At 63.3% G+C, this 19559-nt stretch carries 19 protein-coding genes and 1 pseudogene; 11 read left to right on the forward strand and 9 right to left on the reverse strand.

Annotation, left to right across the window (positions count from 1 at the left end):
- Positions 1-19 precede the first annotated feature (19 nt).
- From thrS to ASG39_RS19050, 3 genes are all read right to left on the reverse strand, one after another.
- Positions 20-2011 carry a threonine--tRNA ligase gene (gene thrS / locus ASG39_RS19040; RefSeq protein ID WP_062596539.1) on the reverse strand — a complete coding sequence of 664 codons (1992 nt, stop codon included), beginning with the start codon at positions 2009-2011 and terminating at the stop codon, positions 20-22.
- A 167-nt stretch (positions 2012-2178) separates the two neighbouring features.
- Positions 2179-2532: a membrane protein insertion efficiency factor YidD gene (gene yidD, locus ASG39_RS19045; protein WP_062596540.1), complete on the reverse strand. Its 354-nt coding sequence runs from the start codon at positions 2530-2532 to the stop codon at positions 2179-2181.
- A 2-nt stretch (positions 2533-2534) separates the two neighbouring features.
- A complete protein-coding gene (locus tag ASG39_RS19050) occupies positions 2535-2999 on the reverse strand; it encodes an iron-sulfur cluster assembly scaffold protein (RefSeq protein WP_132533911.1) in 465 nt (154 codons plus the stop codon).
- Positions 3000-3375: 376 nt separating this feature from the next.
- On the opposite strand from ASG39_RS19050, the gene folE reads away from it, so the two are divergent.
- The 3 genes from folE to ASG39_RS19065 all read left to right on the forward strand — a co-directional run bounded on the left by folE (position 3376) and on the right by ASG39_RS19065 (position 5781).
- Entirely contained in the window at positions 3376-3993 is a 618-nt protein-coding gene (gene folE, locus ASG39_RS19055; RefSeq protein ID WP_062596542.1) for a GTP cyclohydrolase I FolE, read from the forward strand.
- 202 nt (positions 3994-4195) lie between these two features.
- The gene (gene hisI / locus ASG39_RS19060) at positions 4196-4666 is read left to right on the forward strand and encodes a phosphoribosyl-AMP cyclohydrolase (protein WP_062596543.1); all 471 of its coding nucleotides are present in this window, start codon (positions 4196-4198) and stop codon (positions 4664-4666) included.
- A 128-nt stretch (positions 4667-4794) separates the two neighbouring features.
- The gene (locus ASG39_RS19065) at positions 4795-5781 is read left to right on the forward strand and encodes a patatin-like phospholipase family protein (protein ID WP_062596544.1); all 987 of its coding nucleotides are present in this window, start codon (positions 4795-4797) and stop codon (positions 5779-5781) included.
- A gap of 30 nt (positions 5782-5811) precedes the next feature.
- Here ASG39_RS19065 and ASG39_RS19070 read toward each other — a convergent pair whose 3' ends face one another.
- A complete protein-coding gene (locus tag ASG39_RS19070) occupies positions 5812-6240 on the reverse strand; it encodes a CBS domain-containing protein (RefSeq protein WP_062596545.1) in 429 nt (142 codons plus the stop codon).
- Between the two features lie 109 nt (positions 6241-6349).
- Positions 6350-7048: pseudogene (locus ASG39_RS19075) on the reverse strand (rhomboid family intramembrane serine protease); the annotation flags it as partial.
- A 663-nt stretch (positions 7049-7711) separates the two neighbouring features.
- On the opposite strand from ASG39_RS19075, the gene ASG39_RS24130 reads away from it, so the two are divergent.
- From ASG39_RS24130 to ASG39_RS19105, 6 genes are all read left to right on the forward strand, one after another.
- A complete protein-coding gene (locus ASG39_RS24130) occupies positions 7712-8350 on the forward strand; it encodes a PAS domain-containing protein (RefSeq protein WP_162242456.1) in 639 nt (212 codons plus the stop codon).
- 71 nt (positions 8351-8421) lie between these two features.
- On the forward strand, positions 8422-9030 hold the full coding sequence (locus tag ASG39_RS19085; protein WP_062596547.1) for a PilZ domain-containing protein: 609 nt from the start codon (positions 8422-8424) through the stop codon (positions 9028-9030).
- A gap of 526 nt (positions 9031-9556) precedes the next feature.
- Positions 9557-10168: a transglutaminase-like cysteine peptidase gene (locus ASG39_RS19090; RefSeq protein WP_082477370.1), complete on the forward strand. Its 612-nt coding sequence runs from the start codon at positions 9557-9559 to the stop codon at positions 10166-10168.
- A 297-nt stretch (positions 10169-10465) separates the two neighbouring features.
- Complete coding sequence (locus ASG39_RS19095; protein WP_062596548.1) at positions 10466-11221, forward strand: hypothetical protein; 756 nt, start codon at positions 10466-10468, stop codon at positions 11219-11221.
- Between the two features lie 184 nt (positions 11222-11405).
- The gene (locus tag ASG39_RS19100; protein WP_062596549.1) at positions 11406-12860 is read left to right on the forward strand and encodes a D-alanyl-D-alanine carboxypeptidase; all 1455 of its coding nucleotides are present in this window, start codon (positions 11406-11408) and stop codon (positions 12858-12860) included.
- A gap of 117 nt (positions 12861-12977) precedes the next feature.
- Entirely contained in the window at positions 12978-13247 is a 270-nt protein-coding gene (locus ASG39_RS19105) for a hypothetical protein (RefSeq protein ID WP_062596550.1), read from the forward strand.
- A 78-nt stretch (positions 13248-13325) separates the two neighbouring features.
- Here ASG39_RS19105 and ASG39_RS19110 read toward each other — a convergent pair whose 3' ends face one another.
- Complete coding sequence (locus tag ASG39_RS19110) at positions 13326-13754, reverse strand: DUF1489 family protein (RefSeq protein ID WP_062596551.1); 429 nt, start codon at positions 13752-13754, stop codon at positions 13326-13328.
- A gap of 50 nt (positions 13755-13804) precedes the next feature.
- Complete coding sequence (locus ASG39_RS19115) at positions 13805-15205, reverse strand: L-serine ammonia-lyase (RefSeq protein ID WP_062596733.1); 1401 nt, start codon at positions 15203-15205, stop codon at positions 13805-13807.
- Positions 15206-15416: 211 nt separating this feature from the next.
- On the opposite strand from ASG39_RS19115, the gene ASG39_RS19120 reads away from it, so the two are divergent.
- Both ASG39_RS19120 and ASG39_RS19125 read left to right on the forward strand, forming a co-directional pair.
- Positions 15417-16100 (forward strand): DUF599 family protein, encoded by a 684-nt coding sequence (locus ASG39_RS19120; protein ID WP_062596552.1) that lies wholly within the window; start codon positions 15417-15419, stop codon positions 16098-16100.
- A gap of 93 nt (positions 16101-16193) precedes the next feature.
- Positions 16194-17210, forward strand: coding sequence for a DUF1624 domain-containing protein (locus ASG39_RS19125; RefSeq protein WP_062596553.1), 1017 nt, complete (start codon positions 16194-16196; stop codon positions 17208-17210).
- A 69-nt stretch (positions 17211-17279) separates the two neighbouring features.
- Here ASG39_RS19125 and ASG39_RS19130 read toward each other — a convergent pair whose 3' ends face one another.
- Positions 17280-17666, reverse strand: coding sequence for a MerR family DNA-binding transcriptional regulator (locus tag ASG39_RS19130; RefSeq protein WP_062596554.1), 387 nt, complete (start codon positions 17664-17666; stop codon positions 17280-17282).
- 234 nt (positions 17667-17900) lie between these two features.
- On the reverse strand, positions 17901-19328 hold the full coding sequence (mgtE, locus tag ASG39_RS19135; RefSeq protein ID WP_062596555.1) for a magnesium transporter: 1428 nt from the start codon (positions 19326-19328) through the stop codon (positions 17901-17903).
- Positions 19329-19559 lie beyond the last annotated feature (231 nt).

Genomic DNA, 19559 nt, shown 5'->3' on the forward strand with positions numbered 1-19559 from the left:
AATCCTCGTGCGATCTTCGTCAGACGGCTGCGGCGGCACGGGCCTTGCGGGCTTCGGCCTTGCGGCGAAGGTCGGGCGGCGTTGCCTCTTCCACCAGACTTGCAATCGCTTCATCGAGCGTCATCGGGGTTTGCGCCTGCGAACCGAGGCGACGGATGTTGACCGTCCGCTCTTCCGCCTCGCGCTTGCCGCAGACGATGATGACCGGAACCTTGGTGACCGAGTGTTCGCGGACCTTGTAGTTGATCTTCTCGTTGCGGAAGTCGGTTTCCACCGTCAGGCCGGCCTCCCGCAGGAGTTCCGCCACGTCCTCGCCGTAAGCATCCGCTTCGGACGTGATGGTGGCGACCACGATCTGCAGCGGCGAGACCCAGAGCGGCATATGGCCGGCGAAGTTCTCGATGAGAATGCCGAGGAAGCGTTCCATCGAGCCGCAGATCGCGCGGTGGATCATCACCGGCTTGGTCTTTTCCGAATTGCTGTCGATATAGAAGGCACCGAAGCGCTCCGGCAGGTTGAAGTCGACCTGCGTCGTGCCGCACTGCCATTCGCGACCGATGGCATCCTTCAGCGTATATTCGAATTTCGGGCCGTAGAAAGCGCCCTCGCCCGGCAGAATGCCGGTCTTGATACGGCCTTCCGACTGCGCCTCGATCGTCTTCAGGACGTCCATCATGACGCTCTCGGCACGATCCCAGAGTTCGTCGGAACCGACGCGCTTTTCCGGGCGCGTGGAAAGCTTGACGACGACTTCGTCGAAACCGAAATCCTCGTAGACCGACAGGATGAGGTCGTTGATGCGCAGGCACTCTGCCGCCATCTGCTCGTCCGTGCAGAAGACATGCGCATCGTCCTGCGTGAAGCCGCGCACGCGCATCAGCCCATGCAGGGCGCCCGAAGGTTCGTAGCGATGCACATTGCCGAATTCCGCAAGGCGGATCGGCAGTTCGCGGTAGGACTTCAAGCCGTGCTTGAAGATCTGCACGTGACCCGGGCAGTTCATCGGCTTCAGCGCGAAGACGCGATCGTCATCCGTATCGTCGCCGGCAACCGTCACCTTGAACATGTTGTCGCGGTACCAGCCCCAGTGACCGGAGGTCTCCCAGAGCGACTTGTCCAGCACCTGCGGCGCATTGACCTCCTGATAGGTACCGGCGAGGCGACGGCGCATATAGGCGACCAGCGTCTGGAAGATACGCCAGCCCTTGCCATGCCAGAAGACGACGCCCGGTCCCTCCTCCTGGAAATGGAACAGGTCCATCTCGCGGCCGAGCTTGCGGTGGTCGCGTTTCTCGGCCTCGGCAAGGACGTTCAGATAGTGGTCGAGGTCTTCCTGCGTATGCCAGGCCGTGCCGTAGATGCGGGTCAGCATGGGATTGTTGCTGTCGCCACGCCAATAGGCGCCAGCCACCTTCATCAGCTTGAAGGCGGTGCCGATCTGGCCCGTGGAGGCCATATGCGGACCGCGGCAGAGGTCGAACCAGTCGCCCTGGTAATAGATCTTCAGGTCCTGGCCTTCGGCGATCGCATCGACCAGTTCGACCTTGTAGGCCTCGCCCTTGTCGGCAAAGACCTGACGCGCCTTGTCGCGCGGCCAGACTTCCTTGGTGAAGGGCTTGTTGCGCTGGATGATCTCCTTCATCCGCTTTTCGATCTTCGGCAGATCGTCGGGCGTGAAAGGCTCGGCCTTGGCGAAATCGTAGTAGAAGCCGTTCTCGATGACCGGGCCGATGGTCACCTGCGTGCCGGGCCAGAGTTCCTGCACCGCCTCCGCCATGACATGGGCGGCGTCGTGGCGGATGAGTTCCAGCGCGCGCGGGTCTTCGCGGGTGACGATCTCAAGCCGCCCGTTCTCGACCGGGTCGGACAGGTCGCGCAGCGTCCCGTCCAGCGCGATGGCGACGGCCTTCTTGGCAAGCGACTTGGAAATCGATTCGGCAACCTCGCGGCCGGTCGTGCCGGGGGCGAATTCGCGGATGGAGCCATCGGGAAACGTGAGGGCAACGGACATTGTCTATCTCCTATCCAGTCCCGCCAACGAATGCGGGTGGGGAATGCGATGAATGGGGCCGCGTGGGGCTTTAGAGGCCACGAGGTTTCCCTGCGGACGCGCGCGGTATAATGGCATTCGCCGCATGTGGAAAGAGGTCAAGGGCGCCTGCCCTCCTCGGTCCGGCCTCAGGACGCTCGCCGCCAGGGTGCCAGCCAGCGCAGCCTGCCTTCGAGTTTCGGCGGTACCGGGTCCAGCCCGCCCTTTCCGCCGGGGCCGCAGCGGGCGATCCGGTAGAGCGTCATCCAGCTTCCCGGCCACAGACCATGACGGGCGATCGCCTCATAGCCATATTCGGAACAGGTCGGCACATGGCGACAGCCCGCACCGATGAAGCTCGACAAGGTCAGCTGGTAAAGGCGGACCAGCCCCATGCCCGCCAGGCGGCCCGGCGTTTTGCGGAACGGACCCTGCCAGTTGCGCCCCCTGTAGGGGCCGGGTCGGCCGGCGCCGTGCTCGCACTCCGCTTTACCGTCGCACATGGTCAGACATGCGCCTTTTCCGCCTGCTGCGCGTCGGAGCGCGCGGCCTCGACCTGCCCGATCGCATCCACCACGGCATCGAAGGTCAGCATGGTCGAGGCATGGCGGGCCTTGTAATCCTTGACCGGGCGGAGAATGCGCATGTCGGAGAACCGCCCGTCGGGGCCTTCGCCATCGGCCTTGAGCATGGCGAGCATCGCCTCTCGCGCCGCCCTCACCTCGTCCACGCTCGCACCCACGATGTTGCGCGCGAGGATGGACGACGAGGCCTGACCCAGCGCACATGCCTTGACGTCATGGGCGAAATCCGTGATGTGCCCGTCGGCCATGCGGATGGTGACCTTCACCTTGGAGCCGCACAGCTTGGAGTGGGCCGACGCCTCCGCGTCCGCCGGCTCGAGGCGCCCGCTGCGCGGAATGTTTCCGGCGAATTCGAGAATGCGGCTGTTGTAGATATCATCCATGATACGGCCATCCCGCTGTCGTGCCCGTTCGACGTCCGAAAATGGGCAATCGATATGATTTCGCGTGGATATAGTCACGAGGCGGATGATTTTCTCCACCTTGGCGGAAAAAAGAACCGGGGCGTCGCGTCGGCCTCTTTTACACCCGTTGCCATATATTATATGGTGCCTACGGAAAAGGCGACAGGGCAGAGGTGCTGCTGTCGCTTGTTGTTTTGGGAACCGTGCCGAATGGGGGAGAGCCTTGACCTCTCTTTCCGTAAAGCCCCGGAGCCCGCCAACGGCAACCGAAGCCTGGCGACATGCGCGGGCGACCGGTGAGTGGCGAGTTGTCCGTAACGATCAACGTCAAGCTACGCGCCACGCAGCAGAGGCCATCATGGATGCCATCGTGAAGAATTTCCCGTCGCAAACGGACGTCGACGGTCGGCCGTCGCAGAAGGAAGCCGAGGACGCCGTGCGTGTGCTCCTGCGTTGGGCAGGCGACGATCCGCAGCGCGAGGGCCTGCTCGACACGCCGACACGCGTCGTGAAAGCCTATAAGGAGCTCTTCTCCGGCTATGATCTTGCCGCCGAGGACGTTTTGGGCCGCACCTTCGAGGAGGTGGCGGGCTTCGACGATATCGTGCTGGTCAAGGATATCGTCTTTCATTCGCATTGCGAGCACCACATGCTGCCTGTCATCGGCCGGGCGCACGTCGCCTATCTCCCGGAAGGCCGCGTTCTCGGCCTCTCGAAGATTGCACGGGTGGTCGATATCTTCGGGCGGCGGCTGCAGACGCAGGAGAGCATGACGGCGCAGATCGCCGGTGCGATCAACGAGACGCTGCGTCCGCGCGGCGTGGCCGTGATGATCGAGGCCGAGCATATGTGCATGGCCATGCGCGGCGTGTTGAAGCAGGGCTCGACCACGCTGACCACGACCTTCACCGGCTCCTTCAAGACGGACCCGGCCGAGCAGGCCCGCTTCATGTCGATGGTGCGCGGTTTCCGCTAAGCACCGGTTCGACCGCGCAAAACTGCCGGTCCAGACCGTGCCGCACAGGCGCCAGACCGTTCGGATGCACGGCAGGTACCTTTCTCCTACTCTCCCGTGCCTTCCGGAGCGAGCGCCATTGTCGCGCTCTCCGGCACGCTGTAAATCTGGTGAAGATGCCCGTCAGGCGCAGGCATCTGCACGTTTAGCCGGAGTCCCCACCATGCCCCTCGTCTTTGCCCAGCCGTCATCCGACAAATTCCATGTCGAGGAAGGCGTCGTCTTCACACCGCGGTTCGACGGGCACGGTCTGGTGACGGCCGTGGTCACGGATGCTGCGGATGGGATGCTGCTGATGGTGGCGCACATGAATGCGGAAGCGCTGGCGCTGACGGTCGAGACGGGGATTGCCCATTACTACAGCCGGTCCCGAAAGGCCCTCTGGAAGAAGGGGGAAACCTCGGGCAATCTGCAGACCGTCATCGAGCTGCGAACCGATTGCGACCAGGATGCGGTCTGGCTGAGGGTGAAGGTCGCCGGCCACGACGCGACTTGCCATACGGGGCGTCGTTCGTGCTTCTACCGGTCGGTCGACATTGCCGATGGCGCGGTGAGGCTGACCGTTCGCGACGATATCCGGCATTTCGATCCGAATGCGGTGTACGAAAAGACGGGCGGCAGCGATAAGAAATAAGCAGCTGCTTCTATTTGAGACAGTTTTCCGGAGGCTAAACGAAGTTTCAATGTCCTTGGCGCTCTAATGTCTTCAGATAAGGCCGAAGCCTTCAGAAGGGGCCCGGCCATTTGGCGGACAGGTGCCCCATGCTGAACTGGACATTCTCTCGACATGGAACGGGTGCAGAAACGCCGGCACCGCATGATGGCACGGGCAGCGGGCCTGTCCGGATCGAGCAGGAAGGAACAGGCCGCGTCTTGACCGTCGCCCCGGAGAAACCAAAGATCGCACTCGCGCTTGGCGGCGGCGCCGCCCGCGGCTGGGCCCATATCGGTGTTCTGCGCGCGCTCGACGAGGAAGGCATTCCCGTCGGCATGATTGCGGGGACATCGATCGGCGCGCTGGTCGGGGGCTGCTATCTCGCGGGGAAACTCGATGAACTCGAGGCTTTCGCCCGGTCTTTGACGATGCGGCGCATTGCAGGGCTGCTCGATCTCGCCATCGGTGGCGGTGGGCTCTTCGGCGGCTTGCGTCTGACGCGGCGCATGCAGGAGCATCTCGCCGATGTGTCGATCGAAAGTCTCGGGCGGCCTTTCGTCGCCATCGCCACCGACATCCGCTCCGGCCACGAGGTGTGGCTCTCGGAGGGTTCGCTGATCACGGCCCTGCGCGCCTCCTATGCCCTGCCCGGCATTTTCGAACCGGTCCGCTGCAATGGCCGGATGCTGGTCGATGGGGCCCTCGTCAATCCGGTTCCGGTTTCGGTGTGCCGCGCCTACGAGCAGCCACTCGTCGTGGCCGTCAATCTGCAATACGATCTCTATGGCCGCTCGGCCGTCATCAAGCTGCGGGCCAGCGATCCCGTCACCCCGGCGGAACCGCGGAAGACGGCGGAACCCGTGGCGCGTCTCGGCATGACCAGCGTAATGGTGCAGGCGTTCAACGTCATCCAGGACCGGATCTCGCGGGCAAAGCTTGCCGGAGACCCCCCGGACATATCGCTGCACCCGAAGCTCAGCGACATCGGCCTGTCGGAGTTTCACCGCGCCGGCGAGGCGATCGATCGTGGCTATGTCGAGACCAAGAACCGCCTCACCGAACTCAAGCGCCTGCTGGAAACCGTGCTGCGCTGATCGCCGCGCGTGACGGTATCCAGAGCTTGCTCACCCGGCGATATAGGCCTTGATCTCGCGCGCTTCGTGTTCGATCGCGCGAATATGGCTGCGCACGGCGTCGCCGATCGACACGATTCCGACGAGACGGCCATTGCGCGCGACGGGCAGATGGCGGGCACGATGGCTGTTCATGATCTCCATGACCGCGTCGATCTCCATCTCCTCGCTGCAGGTGTGAACGTCCCGGCACATGACGTCGGTCACCGGCCGGTCCAGACACTCGGCGCCGTATCGCGCGATTGCGGCGACCACATCACGCTCCGCAAAAAGGCCGGCGATCGCCTGCTGCTCATCCAGCACCACGACGGTGCCGATCCGGTGCTCGGCCAGCAGCGCTGCCGCCTCCCGCACCATCATGTCCGGCGCAATGGTGACAACCTTGCGGCCCTTCTCGTCCAGCATCCTCTTCACCGTCATTTGAAACCTCCCGCTTTCCTTGCGCCTGAGACAAGTTGACGCAGGAAAAGACTACCGCAATCTGCGGAAAAACGGAAATGCGCCAAACGGACGATGCGAGGTCTGCCGATCAATCCCGTTGCGCGCGGTCCTCGGACATCATGGGCGGATCGATCAGCCCGAAGAACAGGAAGCCGAAGAGGAAGCCGCCGATATGCGCCTCCCAGGCGATGCCGGCGCCACCATCGAGCGTGAACAAGCCCAGTCCGATCAGCAGATTCGTCGCAAACCAGACGCCGGCAAAAAACAGAACCGAGCGATTGGAGAGCGCCTGGCGAATGCTGAGACGCGGGTTGCGGTGGGCGAACTGACGGCTGATGCGGCCGCTCGGCGAGAACACGAAGCGGGCTGCGGCCCCCATCAGGCCGGCGACCACGCCGGAGGCGCCGATGACCACCGTCATGTCCCCCCAATGTAGCGCGAGATGCAGGCCGACGGCGGCCATCGCCGAAAGACACCAGAAGATCGCCAATCTGCCGGCACCGATCCGGCGAACGACCGGCGCGCCGAAGGCAAGCATCCAGAAGGCATTGAAGATCAGATGCTCCCAGGAACCATGCAGGAAGGAATAGGTGATGGGCGTCCAGAGCCATGCCAGACCCTGCTCCGCCAGCGGGTGATCGTAGCGGGCCGGCAGGAAGGCGAAGTTGAAGATCAGCTCGTCATCGATCTCGACGGAAAGAAGATAGGTGCGCACGGCATGAATGAGGACGAGGACGGCGAGAATCCAGACGAGGCTGGACGGCAGGTTGAACGCCGGCTCGCGGGCGGGCGGCCCGAAACCATTGCCGGTGCTGGGGCCGGTGCCCGACGGGCCGTGCGCTTCGGAAAGCGCCTCAGGAGACTGGGGCCCCGACACCCTCTGCTCGACCGAACCATTGCGGTCATCAGGACGATCGTCGCGATTCTCATCCTCTCCATCGGCAGGTCTCGCGCCGTCGCCTTCGGGCGATGATAGGCGGCCGGCGGTGGCTGTCGTCTCCGGCGCACGCCCGTCGATCTGGGGAACGCCCGAATGTCGAGGCGTGCCGGGTGTGGACGTGTTGTCTCGGTCGGTCATTGTGAAGATGCTCTCGGTCGTCGTGTGCAAGGCGCGGTTATCCCCTGCCCGGCTGCGGCTGGCAAGCACTCCCGTCGGTGCCGATCGTCGCATGCAGGAACAGGCTCGAAAGGATGCCGCGCAAAAAAAATCGCCGCTCCGGAAAACCGAAGCGGCGTGCGGTCCTTCATGCGGACCGAGGTGGTGCCGAAGGCGACCCTTCGTGACGTGATGTCTCCTTTTGGCAGCGCGCACGCGCCGGCGCAATCGGAACACATCGTTAACCTTAACTGCGCTGTGGCACGCAACTTGCGAGGTACTCTCTGCAGGCCGCCGACAAACACCGCATCGATCCGATGCGGGACGGTTATGCTCCAAAACGGGACGACCGACATGAAGACGCGCACATCGACCGACATTTTCCGGTACTGGCAGAGCCTTCGCGAAAAGGGTCGAACCCCATCGCGGGATCAACTGGACCCCGGCGCGATCCGCGATGCGTTGCCGGATGTCTTCATCCTCGAACAGGCCGAGGCCGATCAGGGCCGGACGGAGTCTCCGCGCTTCCGGCTGGCGGGTACGCGCCTCTGCGCCCTGTTCGTGCGCGAGTTGCGCGGTGCCCGGCTCGACAGTCTCTGGTCCGCCGCCGACATGCAGGACCTCGCCGCCGTCACGCGTCGCGTCATGCTTTCCGGCGAACCCGCGGTCCTCCAGGCCTCCGGAATCGCCGATGGCGAGCGGCTGGCCGCGGAACTCGTGCTTCTCCCGCTCCTGTCGCGCGGGGGACGTCACGACCGGATTTTCGGGTCGCTGACGCCGATCTCGCGCCCGGCCTGGATCGGTGCGCGACCGTTGCCCTTCCTGTCGATCGACCGTGTCGCGTTTCCCGACCGGGACCTGCCCGTTCGGAACGTCGCGGTGCGCGCGACCGTTTCGCGGACGTTTGCCGCGCCGACCCGGGATACGGCTCTCCGGCAGGCCCTGTCCCGGGTCATGCATCTCTCGGTCATGGACGGCGGCAAGGGGCGTTAGGCCGGGCTTCGAAGACTCTGTTAACCCGGTTCTTGTATTCGTAAGTGTGCAAAGTCCATGGGCGCGTCGCGATGTTCAACTTCAGTCAATCCCAAGCCGCGACTCAGAAGGCGCACGATGAAAGCGCCTTCCAGCGCGTCACCGTGAACCTCGGCGGCCGGTTGATGCTGGCCAGCCACGACGAATATGATTGCACCGCAACGGAAATGTCGCCGGGCGACGTCTTCTTCTCCACGACGGCCCGCCCACGGATCGGCGAACGCGTCATTGCCTATGTCGATCATGTCGGCCGCATCGAGGGTCTCGTTTCGCGGCTCGCCGATGGGTCCTTCACCGTTCGAATCAATGCGACGGAGCGTAAGCGTGACAAGCTTGCCGCCCAGCTGACCTGGATTGCCAACAAGCACGAGCTCGGACTGCCGGAAGACCGGCGGCACGACCGTCTGGCGCCGCGCAAGACCCAGACGGAGATCACCCTTGAGGACGGCACGCGCTATGCCTGCCGCATCATCGACCTTTCCCTTTCCGGCGCCGCCGTGGATACGGAATTCCGTTTCGAGCTGGGAACGCCGATGCTGCTCGGCAATATGCGCGGACGGATCGTCCGCCATTTCCAGGAAGGCGTCGCCATCGAGTTCCTGGGCGTCCAGTCGCGCGACACGCTGCGCGAATTTCTCTGATCGCCTTTCTGTAAGCTTCGGCAAAAACATCGGTCATCGGTCCGCGTCGAGAAAACGCGTGCTTCCCTGTCTGCCGCCACGGCCGGGCGGGTAAGCGCCGCAGGACTTTGCCCTCCCTCTCCCGTCCAGAACGTCGCGCCGTCAGAACGTCCGAACGGGCCTTTGCAGTTTATCCTAACCAGATCGTGAACATATCCGGGTGCCGTTTCCCGTTCTGGAACGTGAAGCGACGTGCAGCTGGACAGGCTGACTGAGGATCATCCTGTGCGACAAGCGGTTGACGACCGATCCGCGTTTACTCTTTTATCGTTTCTATCCAATGATTTAGACCTTATCGCGTACGTCATTTCTTACGGTCATCGCTAAAGTTTTCGACGAAACCGGTTCAAATACAGATAAAACAATCATAGAGTTTTATTCGACTTTTATATTCAGTTTATCTGCATTTGTACTTTGTTTTACTTCGAACTTTTGGCGGAGATCAAAACGTCCGTGTCATTCTGTGCCTGTAACGGGGACACAGACAATGACAAGAACAAAAAGCTTCAAAGCAAGCTTCTTCGGCGTACTCGGCTCTCTCGCCCTGGCGACATCCGCATTCGCATTCCCAGCCAACATGGCAACGGAGGGACCGACCAATCCACCCGTCGGACACTATGAATTTTGCCGCACGGCTCCGGACGAATGCCGTTCCAATCCCTCCAAGGCAGCACCGCTGGCCCTGACGCGGGAGAGCTGGAAGACCATTCTCGAGGTCAATTACGACGTCAACGAACGGATCACGCCGATGACCGATAAGGAAATCTACGGCGTCGAGGAGCACTGGGCCTATCCGGAAACCGTCGGCGACTGTGAAGACTATGTTCTCCTGAAGCGTCGCGAGCTGATGCAGGCCGGCATCGCTCCGGGCAATCTCCTGATCACCGTCGTGCTTCAGCCGAACGGCGACGGACACGCGGTGCTGACCGTGCGCACGGATCGCGGCGACTTCATCCTCGACAACATGCGCAGCAAGGTGCTGATCTGGTCGGATACGGAATATACCTATCTGAAGCGCCAGTCGGTCGAGAATGCCGGTCGATGGGTCAAGCTGGAGGACGGTCGCGCCGTGGCTGTCGGCAGCGTCCAGACGCAGTAAGGAAGCGCACCGCTTACCGGCCTTTCCATCGGCCCAAAGTTTGGGTCTGCAGGGTGATCCCCGTCACCGGCGGCCCATAAGGCCGGCTCCGCTGTCCCCGGAGCCGGCCTTCTTCCTGTTTCAAGGCGAGGTTCCATCCCAAGCATTCCTTCCGGGCCTGCGTGCTTTACGGAAAATTAACCTTGCTGCGTCAGCCTGACCCGGTGTCGATCTGCGGTTCGTTCATCCTTGCCGGTCGATCCTGCGCCGGCTCGGCACAGGTGCGCGCCGCGCCGGGAGGGATGCTGGAACGAACCGATGACCACTTCATCAGAGCTCGCTGCACCCTCCGGAACCTCCGCTCCCGATCTCGGCCCGTCGGGCCGGCGCATCCTTCTGCGCGCGGGATTGGCGATTGGTCTCCTTGCCGCCCTCACGGTCGCGATCTGCATCGGCGGCCCCAAAATCGGCGCGACGCTCGCGCTCGGCGGCAATACCACCAGCACAGATAATACCGACATCGTGATCGGCACGGACCATCTCCGCCTGCCCGCCCATTACATTCGTTTTGCCGATCAGCGTCAGACCGGCGCAGCGGAACGCGTCGATCTGTATGCGACCTGGCCGGAGATGCAGGGTTATAGCGATGCGACGCGGGGCCGCTTCAACGATGTCACGCGCACGGACGGCCTGATCTTCCTGCAGATTTCCCAGAGCACCATGTCGCGCGATATGTCGGGCCGCATCGCGCCGATCTACAGCCATGTGTTCGAAGGCGCCCCCACGGACGGTCCCGCAGGCCTGACCGGTCATCGCATGACGGCCACCTCGGGATACGGCGCCGAAATCTTCTTCACCGCGCCGTCCGGCACGACGGGTGGGCCCGACGCCTATGGCGTGCGCTGCCTCATGCCCGAGCGCCCGGAACTTGCGACCAGCGCCGATTGCCAGCGCGACGTTCATGCGGGTCAGGATCTTGTGGTGCTCTACCGGTTCTCCAGCCAATTGCTGCCACAATGGCACGCCATCGACGAGGCTGTTCTCCGTTTCGTCGAGGCGAAACTCGTCCCCTGATGCGAAAGAGCGACTTTGGCCCAGGCAACGACACAGGCGGCCACTGTCTCAAATTCGAAACCAATCCTTCATCATAAACCGATTGGTAACGCTGTGACGATAAAGTCTGGGCAACGGTCGTCCGTAGGGGGGCGATGCCCGGACGACAATTTTTGATCTGAGAATGAAGAGAAGCGTAGTGTCCATGCCAACATTGAACGGTTCCACCGAGCGTCAGCCGACCCCATTCTTCAAAACGGCTTCACGTATGATCGTTGCCTCCGTCGTGGCGGTCTGTGTGTTTGCAGCCCCTGCAATGGCTGCCAAGTATGCGGGCATCGTCGTCGATGCGAAAACCGGCAAGGTGCTCTACAGCGAAGATGCCGACAGCCTGCGCTATCCCGCTTCGCTTACGAAGATGATGACCCTCTATCTGACCTTCGAAGCGCTGGAAGCCGGAAAGGTCCGCAAGGACACACCCGTTCCCTTCTCCAAGAATGCCTCCGCAGAACCGCCCTCGAAGCTCGGCGTTCGCGCCGGCCAGACGATCACCGTCGAGCAGGCGATCCAGGCGCTCGTGACGCGTTCCGCCAACGATGCAGCAACGGCGCTCGGCGAATTTCTCGGCGGCTCGGAAGACCGCTTCGCCCGGATCATGACCAGCAAGGCCCGTGCGCTCGGCATGACGCGCACCACCTATCGCAATGCCAATGGCCTGCCGAACGACGCCCAGATGACCACCGCGCGCGACCAGGCCCGGCTCGGCATGGCGCTTCGTCAGCATTTTCCGCAGTATTACAGCTATTTCTCGACCCGCAGCTTCACCTTTGGCCGGCAGGTCATCGGCAATCACAACCGTCTGCTCGGCAATGTCCGCGGCGTCGACGGCATCAAGACGGGCTACACCCGTGCCGCCGGCTTCAACCTCGTGACCTCGGCCCAGGCCGATGGCCGCAGCATCGTCGGCGTGGTTCTCGGTGGCAAGTCGGGCGGCGCCCGCGATGCGCAGATGCGTGCTCTCGTCGCCAAGTACATGCCGGCAGCCTCGCGCAGCGGCAGCGGCAATCTCGTTGCGGAAACCCAGGATGCGCCGACCCTTTCGGCGAGCGAATCCCGTCAGGTCTCGACCGCAGCGGCGACCGGCGGCAGCTTCAACCTGCCCAATAGCGGTCCTGTTCCCGGCGCCCGCTACAGCGAGGAAACGACCCGCAGCGTCGAAGTCGCCTATGCCGCAGAGCCCAAGGTCAGCGCCAGCGCCAACCCCGTTCTCGCCGCCAAGCCGAACACGCTGGAAGCCCAGAGCCAGAAGCTCGCATCGCTCGGCAGCAACACCGCCATCGACCGCCAGGTCACGAATTCGGTCGCCAGAAAGGCCTCCGAGGCCGTCACGGAAGACGAGGCGGCGGCGCCCGCTTCCGGCTGGATCATCCAGATCGGCGCGACGCCCGACAAGGGCCAGGCCATGACGCTGCTTGGCAACGCCAAGGAAAAGGGCGGCAAGGCGCTCTCCGCCGCCACACCCTTCACGGTGGCCGTTTCGAGCGGCAGCAGCCAGCTCTATCGCGCCCGCTTTGGCGGCTTCTCCAGCCAGGACAAGGCCGTCAACGCCTGCTCGGCCCTGAAGAAGAAGGGTTTCGCCTGCTGGGCCGCCGCTCAATAAGCGCGCGTCTTCTGGAAAGGTCGGCGTAAACGCCGACCGGTCCCAACCTACGAGCGCCGGCGTCTCCAGTTGCGCCGGCCTCCTCCTCGGATTTGTTTTGCGTCAACGGGGTCAGTCATGTCGATGAATGAAAACGGTTCGGGAGCCCCTCTGCTCCCCGACAACAAGGTTCGCCGCGCACCGCGCCGGGGACTTCACCCGCTCCACGAAGCGGCCATGCGCATTGCCGAACTCGGCGCGAAGCCGCGGTCGAAGACCAAGGACCTGGTGGGCATGCTGCTCACGCATGGCGCCCGCGCCTGGCGCTCGACGCAGCCGGATGTCTCCATCCACCTCCACGTCACCGCGCCTTCCTCGCGCCGCCCGGTTCGACTGAGAATCAAATAGCCTCAGCATGAGCCCCGATCAACGAAAGCCCGCCGCGCGGAAATCCGCCGGCGGGCTTCGTCGTTGCGGCAAGGTCTGTCAGAGAAGCCCGAGTTCGGTCAGTTCGCGACGCAGATCGCTCGGCATGTCTGCCGTCTCGGAGGCGAGATCGCGCGGCGCATCGGCGTCCGTCAGGTAACGCCAGCCCTGGAAAGGACGGCGTGGCTGGAAATCCGTCTCGATGACCTCCGGGCCGAGAATGAGGTTACAGCGCCCGATGCCCTCGCCGTCGGTAAAGGTGGTGATATCGAGCAGGCGCTGGCGGGCCTGCACCTGTCCCTTGATCACCCAGTAGAGCGAACCGCCATCGAGCAACTCCTCCATCCGCTTCGGCACCATCCGCGTGGTGTGAAAGGACTGTGGCGCGAGGCCGGCCGCCATCGCGTTCAGCGCCCGATGGGCGACCCAGTCGCGCAGATCGTCGATCGAATCCGCGCCGACGCAAAGCTTGAGAAGATGCAAGGCCATGATGGCGCGTTCAACACCCTTGCCGTCGCCCCGTCAAGAGCGCCGTGTCGTCAACACTCGACCACGTTGACCGCGAGACCGCCGGTCGAGGTTTCCTTGTACTTGTCGTGCATATCGACGCCGGTCTGGCGCATCGTTTCGATGCAGGCATCGAGCGGCACGAAGTGGCTGCCGTCTCCCTTGAGCGCGAGCGACGCGGCCGTGACCGCCTTGACGGCGCCCAGTGCATTGCGCTCGATGCAGGGCACCTGCACGAGACCCGCCACCGGATCGCAGGTCATCCCCAAATGATGTTCGAGCGCGATCTCGGCGGCGTTCTCGATCTGCTCGGGCGTGGCCCCCATGACGGCGGCGAGGCCGGCGGCGGCCATGGCAGACGCGGAGCCGACTTCGCCCTGACAGCCGACTTCGGCGCCGGAAATCGAGGCGTTGAACTTGATGATGCCGCCGATGGCGGCCGCGGTCAGGAGGTAATCGCGGATGCCGTTGTCATCCGCATCCTCATGGAAATGCAGGTAATACCGGATGGTGGCCGGCACGACGCCGGCCGCACCGTTGGTGGGCGATGTCACGACCCGCCCGCCCGCCGCATTCTCCTCGTTCACGGCCATGGCATAGACGCTCAGCCAGTCGTTCGCGAGCAGCGGATTGATCTTGTTGGAGCGCCATTCCTGCTCCAGCTTGTCATGGATCATGCCGGCGCGGCGGCGAACTTTCAGGCCACCCGGCAGGATACCTTCCTGCGAAAGCCCGCGGTCGATGCAGCTTTTCATGGCGGCCCAGATCCGGTCGAGCCCGGCATCCAGTTCCTCGCGCGACATCGAGCACTCCTCGTTCGCCCGCTTCATCTGCGCGATGGACAGGCCGGACCGGGCCGCCATGTCGAGCATCTGCTTCGCATTGGCAAAGGGATAGGGCACCTTGACGCCGCCGGGCTTGGTCTTGGAGGCGCGCATCGCGTCCAGTTCCGTATCCGTCACGACGAAACCGCCGCCGATGGAATAGTAGATCCGTTTGAGGAGCAGGCGACCATCCTTGTCGAAAGCCGAGAAGGACATGCCGTTGGCATGGCCCGGCAGCGGCACCTTCTTGTCGAAGACGAGGTCGATCTTCGGCTGGAACCGATAGGCCGGATGACCGGGCGGGGTGATCTCGCCCGTCCGCTCGACGGCCTCGATGATCGCGTCCATCCGGTCGGGATCCACCCTGTCGGGGCGCTCGCCCATCAGGCCGAGGACGACCGCCCTGCCCGATCCGTGACCGATGCCGGTATGGGCAAGCGAGCCGTGCAGGCTGACGGTGATGGCGGCCACGGTCGCACCGGACGGACGGGGCCAGTCCGGTGAAAGCAACAGTTCCAGAAAGCGATTGGCGGCCGACATCGGCCCCATGGTGTGAGAGCTCGACGGGCCGATGCCGATCTTGAACACGTCGAATACCGAAAGAAACATCGAAACCCCGATCTGCGCCTGATCCGCGCATTCCTCATCATCGACCATAGGTCATCGCCGCCCGATCCGGGCAGCACCGACCGACATCCGGTGAGGCGCGCGCGACATGGGCCTGTGACACAGCCACGAGGCGACATTAGCGCAGAACAGAGGACGGGCGACACGCGCTTCAGCATATTGCTTTTTCGGAAGGGCATGCCACAAGAGCCGCATGGTTCTGGTCGATTATATCGCACTCTTGGTGTTCGCGCTGCTCTGGGGCGGCTATGTCTGGGTCACGGACCGGCGCACCGTCTTCGGTCGCACCAGCCTGTCGCGGCTGATGATCGAGCGCCGCCGCCGCTGGATCCTCAATTCCCTCAATCGCGACCTGAAGATGATCGATACGCAGATCATTGCCGGTCTGCAGGCCGGGACTGCCTTCTTCGCCTCGACCTGCATCTTCGCGCTTGGCGGCTGCTTTGCCCTGCTCGGCCGCGCCACCGAGGCGCAGGCAATCTTCAGCGATCTCCCCTATGTCTTCCAGGGCGGCAGAACGGCGTTCGAGCTGAAGGTCAGCGGGCTGACCTGCATCTTCGGTTATGCCTTCTTCAAATTCGGCTGGTCCTACCGGCTGTTCAACTACTGCTCGATCCTGATCGGCGGCATTCCGATGCTGTCGGAAACCAAGGTGGATCGCGCCGCTGCGGAACGCGCGGCCGAGCGGGCAATCCGCATGAATGTGGTGGCCGCCAAACACTTCAACGCAGGCCTGCGCAGCATCTTCCTGTCGATCGGCTATCTCGGCTGGTTCGTCAGTCCCTACATTCTCATGGGTGCCACCGGCATCGTCATCGTCGTTCTCTTTCGACGGCAGTTCTTCTCCGAAGCGCGGGACGCGCTTCTGGAGCCATAGGGCCGCACCCGCACGCCTGTCGTCCCGACGTTTCCACATGCTCCGGTGCCCATTCGCTTCCACCGTCACCGAGCCTGTTCCAGGGGAGTTTCCATGTCGCTGAACAACTCGAACGCACCGTCCTCTCCGGATACCGCCGGCGGACTCCCGGAGGATGGCCGGCCCGTGCGTCGTCGCCTCGGCTGGCTGGATGTCGTGCGCGGCATCGCGATCCTCGCCATGGCGAGCTATCATTTCTCCTGGGATCTCGAATATTTCGGATATCTCGCGCCCGGCACGGTGGGCATCGGGCTGTTCAAATACTATGCCCGCGGGATCGCCAGCAGCTTCCTGCTGCTGGCCGGCTTCAGCCTCGTGCTCGGCCATTTCCCCCGCTTTCGCCGCCGCCCGTTCCTCATCCGCTTCGCGAAGGTCGCGGCAGCCGCCGCCGTCATCAGCGTTGCAACCTGGTTCGCCTTTCCCACGGGCTTCATCTTTTTCGGCATTCTCCACGCGATCGCGGCAGCAAGCCTCATCGGCCTCCTGTTTCTGCGCCTTCCCGTCGCCGTCACGCTTCTTACGGCCCTCGCCGCGTTCCTGGCCCCCTTCTATCTGCGGTCCGCTGTCTTCGACCTCCCCGCCTTGTGGTGGGTCGGGCTGTCGGAAACGCTTCCACGATCGAACGATTACGTCCCGCTCCTGCCCTGGCTCGCGCCGTTTCTGACCGGCATCGCACTGGGCCGGATCGCCCTTGCGAAAGGCTGGCTGGACACGGCCAGAGCGCCCGAACGTCCGGCAGGTTCCATCAAACGGGGACTTGCGTTCGCCGGTCGCCACAGCCTGCCGATCTATCTTATCCACCAGCCGCTGCTGTTCTCGCTGGTGGCGCTTTTCGCCATGATCCATCCGGCAGCGCGGCCCGATCCGCGCCCGGCCTTCCAGTCGAGCTGCATGGCGACCTGTACCGGCGACCAGACGCAGGCATTCTGCGCACGTTTCTGCGGCTGCACGCTGGACAGGCTGGTCGAACGAAACCTTCTCGATCCCCTCGACCAAGGTCAGATCGACGTGCAGACGGATAGCCGGATCTCGGAGATCGCCGGCCAGTGCACGATGAAGGCGCAGGAGTAGCGCCTCTAACGACAAACGCCGCGACAGGGGTCTGTCACGGCGAGAGGCGTTGGGGTGCTTGGATGTCGGTCAGGTGCCGACGCCGATTTCGGCAAGCCGCGTCAGGCAGGCCTCCTCGACATTGCTCATTTCCTCGAGCGTTTCCTCGATATCGCGGCGCTTCTGGATCAGTTCCGCCCGCTTGTCCTCGAGCCGCTTCATCATCAGGCGAAGCTGACCGGCTTCGCCTGGCGGCTCCTTGTACATCTGGATGATCTCGCGGATCTCCGAGATGCTGAAGCCGATGCGCCGTCCGCGCAGGATTTCCTTGATCAGATGCCGATCCGTCGCGCGGAAGAAACGGGTGCGCCCCCGCCGCTCGGGATGGATCAGCCCCTCGTCCTCGTAAAAACGAAGCGTTCGTGTCGAGACGCCGAATTCCCGTGTCAGTTCCGTAATGGTATAATACTTGTCCAAACTACGCCTCATCTGCCAGACCGAAATCCTGATCGACATTTACGTAAAAGTCAATGCGTACGCGTAAGTCGTCCCTAACGGGCCGATTGACGAGCGTGAAATCGTGGCTTCAGCGATGCCGCCTGCAGTCGCTAAGGCATGGCGCGCCAAAAGGTGCAGCAATTGTCCAGAACGGCCTGCGTATCAACAATCACCTAAGGCGCAACACGCTAATCTGAGCAACCGCACCGCGCTTTAGTGGATGCCGAACCACCAGGAGGCCAGCCCGAGGAATGCGAAGAAGCCGGTGACATCCGTGACGGTCGTGACGAAGACGGCCGAGGAGACGGCCGGGTCCGCGCCGAACTTGTCGAGCAGCAGGGGAATGAAGATGCCGGCCAGCGCCGCCGCGATCATGTTGATCAGCATGGCTGTGGCGATGATGCCGCCGATATCCGCGCTCTGGAACCACGTGCCCGCCGCAAGCCCGATGAGCAGCCCGAACAGAGCGCCGTTGATGAGGCCGACGCCCGCCTCGCGCCGGATAACCCGGAAAGCGTTGTGGATGTCGAGATCGCGCGTCGCCAGTGCGCGAACCGTCACCGTCATCGTCTGCGAACCCGCATTGCCACCCATGCCGGCCACGATGGGCATGAGAACGGCCAGCGCGACGATGTGCTCGATCGCCTTGTCGAAAAGACCGATCACCGAAGCCGCAAGGATCGCGGTGAACAGATTGACCATCAGCCAGACGACACGCGAGCGCGAGGTATCGATGACCGAGTCGGACAGTTCTTCGTCGCCGACGCCGCCGAGGCGCATGATGTCTTCCTCGGCCTCTTCCTGAATGACGTCGACGACGTCATCGATGGTGAGCACGCCGACGAGGCGCTGGTTCTCGTCGACCACGGCTGCCGAGAGCAGGTTGTACTGTTCGAAGACCTGCGCCGCCTCTTCCTGGTCCATTTCCGCCGGCACCGGATGGTTGGTCTCGCGCATGATCGACTCGATTTTCACCGAGCGCTTGGTGCGGAGAATACGATCGAGATCGATCGTCCCCAGCAGGCGGAAAGTCGGGTCGATCACGAAGATCTGGGTGAAGCTCTCGGGGAGTTCGGTGTCCTCGCGCATGTAGTCGATCGTCTGCCCGACCGTCCAGAACGGCGGCACGGCGACGAACTCCGTCTGCATGCGCCGGCCGGCAGTCGATTCGGGATAATCGAGCGAGCGGCGCAGGCGGACGCGCTCGGTGAAGGGCAGTTTGGCGAGGATCGCTTCCTGATCCTCCTGGTCCATGTCCTCGAGAATGTAGACGGCATCGTCCGAATCCATCTCGCCGAGGGCTGCGGCGATCTGCTCGTTCGGCAGATGCTCGACAATGTCGAGACGAATGGCCTCGTCCACCTCCGTCAGGGCCGAGAGATCGAACTCGTCGCCGAGCAGCGACACCATCGCCCGGCGCTGCTCGGGGTTGATCGCTTCGAGAAGGTCGCCCATTTCGGACGCGTGAAGCCGCGCGACATGCTGGCGCAGATAGAGCACGTCGCGATCGGCGATCGCGGCACCGACATGCATCAGATAGTCGGAACGAACCGATCCATCCTCGGCATAGATGTCGGCCCCGTCATAGGCATCATCCGTTTCGGGAACGCGCGTCTCCAGGTCGTCGCCGGTGTTGCTCATCTGCCCGCCTCGCGATCGTTCAGCCGTTTCCGGCGCCGGGGCGATGCCCGAGGCTCGAAGAAAGGCTCTGCCAGTGTCTCGATGGTTACAGACCGGAAACTAGGGCCGGCCGCACTCCCTGCTAGACCATGGACGTGCGCCGGTCCACCCAAGATGACGCTGCCGCAGACCATATCGAGAAAATTTGTTCAAGCTGTTGCAGAACCTCACAAATCGAAGTCAAATCCGCGC

The sequence above is a fragment of the Rhizobium sp. Leaf371 genome, assembly GCF_001424045.1.
GTDB lineage: Bacteria > Pseudomonadota > Alphaproteobacteria > Rhizobiales > Rhizobiaceae > Ferranicluibacter.